Source organism: Vibrio sp. 10N.261.52.A1, from assembly GCF_002876325.1.
Lineage (GTDB): Bacteria > Pseudomonadota > Gammaproteobacteria > Enterobacterales > Vibrionaceae > Vibrio > Vibrio chagasii.
In genome coordinates this window covers 1-1,637 of the sequence record NZ_MCYD01000243.1, presented here as the reverse complement: position 1 = coordinate 1,637, position 1,637 = coordinate 1, and the positions used below count along the sequence as shown (strand labels likewise).

The following is a 1,637-nucleotide window of genomic DNA, read 5'->3' as shown; positions in this document are numbered from 1 at the left end:
TATTATTTACTTATTTACACCTTGCACCAGATTTTCCACAAACTGAAGAGCTTATCAAGAGCAAAGCTGTCTGCGTAGCCTATGAGACTGTAACAGATAATATGGGTCGCTTGCCACTATTAGCACCAATGTCTGAAGTAGCTGGTCGCATGTCTATTCAAGCAGGTGCACAAACTTTAGAGAAATCTAACGGTGGTTGTGGTCTTCTTCTAGGTGGCGTTCCAGGTGTTGAACCAGCGAAAGTTGTTGTTGTCGGCGGCGGTGTTGTAGGTGCTAACGCAGCACGTATGGCTGTTGGCCTTCGCGCTGATGTAACGATTCTTGACCGTAACGTAGACACACTTCGTCGCCTTGACGAAGAGTTCCAAGGTCGCGCAAAAGTAGTTTATTCTACTGAAGACGCTATCGAGAAGCATGTTCTAGAAGCAGACCTAGTGATTGGTGCAGTACTGATCCCAGGTGCAGCAGCGCCTAAACTGGTTACAAAAGAGCACATCGCTAAGATGAAACCAGGTTCAGCAGTTGTTGACGTTGCAATCGACCAAGGTGGTTGTTTCGAAACGTCTCACGCGACAACTCACGCAGAACCAACTTACATTGTTGATGACGTAGTTCACTACTGTGTTGCAAACATGCCTGGCGCTGTTGCTCGCACTTCAACTTACGCACTAAACAATGCAACACTTCCTTACATTGTTAAGCTAGCGAACAAAGGTTACCGCGAAGCACTTCTATCAGACAAAGGCTTCCTAGAAGGTCTAAACGTAATCCACGGTAAAGTGACTTGTAAAGAAGTTGCAGAGAGCTTTGACCTAGAATACGTAGATCCAGCTGAAGCTATCGCGATGTTCAACTAATGATGTCATGACTCACTGAGCGTCAAATTTTCTCGTTGAGGCGCTCAGTTGAATCATACGCATGAAAAAAGCCAGTCCGATTATGTCGAACTGGCTTTTTTGTCTCTGTAACACTAACGTTCGAAAGCTGTGAGGAGCATGCTTTCTATTAGACGCATCGTCTATCAGTCGTTCTTAACACCATGTATCAACAGGTTTCTAGGCGTAACACTGCGCTCACAAAACTCTTCTATGGTTGCTTCATAGCCTTGCTCTTGTAAGTAAATAGCTCGGTCTAATGCGAGCCATATCTCTAATGGGCGTCTGAAAACCTGCTGAACCAGACTTAACTTTTCCATCTCCCAGAAAAGCGCTTCGCCTTGCACTAGATAAGAGTCAAAATCGATATTAGAACCAAGCGACAACTCCTTCACTTCACAGGCCCAACGGCAGAACGATTCAAACCCTTCAGCTAGCTCTGATTTTTTGATACTCGGAACAGGAATGTATTCATCAATTCCCATTTCAGCCTTAAGTAACTGGCTGAAGCCTAGGCGATAACTCATCTCCAATTGACGATGACGCTTAACCCTCTCACCACCGGTGACGGTTTCTTGCAGTGGGATTCGTAAATCGCTTTTGCTTAGTGTCAAAGCTGAGGTCTTAGCGACAGAACTCATTGCTTGGTAGCTTTCATCTCTAATCAAATGATAACAACAAGGAGATATAGTCACCGCAGGGAGCCCATGCGACACAGACTTTTTAACTAACTCGACATGAAGGTCACCACAAGCATGTAGT

2 protein-coding genes are annotated in these 1,637 nt (G+C 45.1%); one reads left to right on the top strand and one right to left on the bottom strand.

The window, feature by feature from the left end; all coding sequences use genetic code 11:
* A partial coding sequence (locus tag BCT81_RS03115) for an alanine dehydrogenase (protein WP_102423207.1) occupies nucleotides 1-857 on the top strand: 857 nt, incomplete at its 5' end.
* A gap of 164 nt (nucleotides 858-1,021) precedes the next feature.
* Here the strand turns inward: BCT81_RS03115 and BCT81_RS03110 are convergent.
* Nucleotides 1,022-1,637: methyltransferase (locus BCT81_RS03110; RefSeq protein ID WP_133152510.1), on the bottom strand; the 616-nt coding region annotated here is incomplete at its 5' end.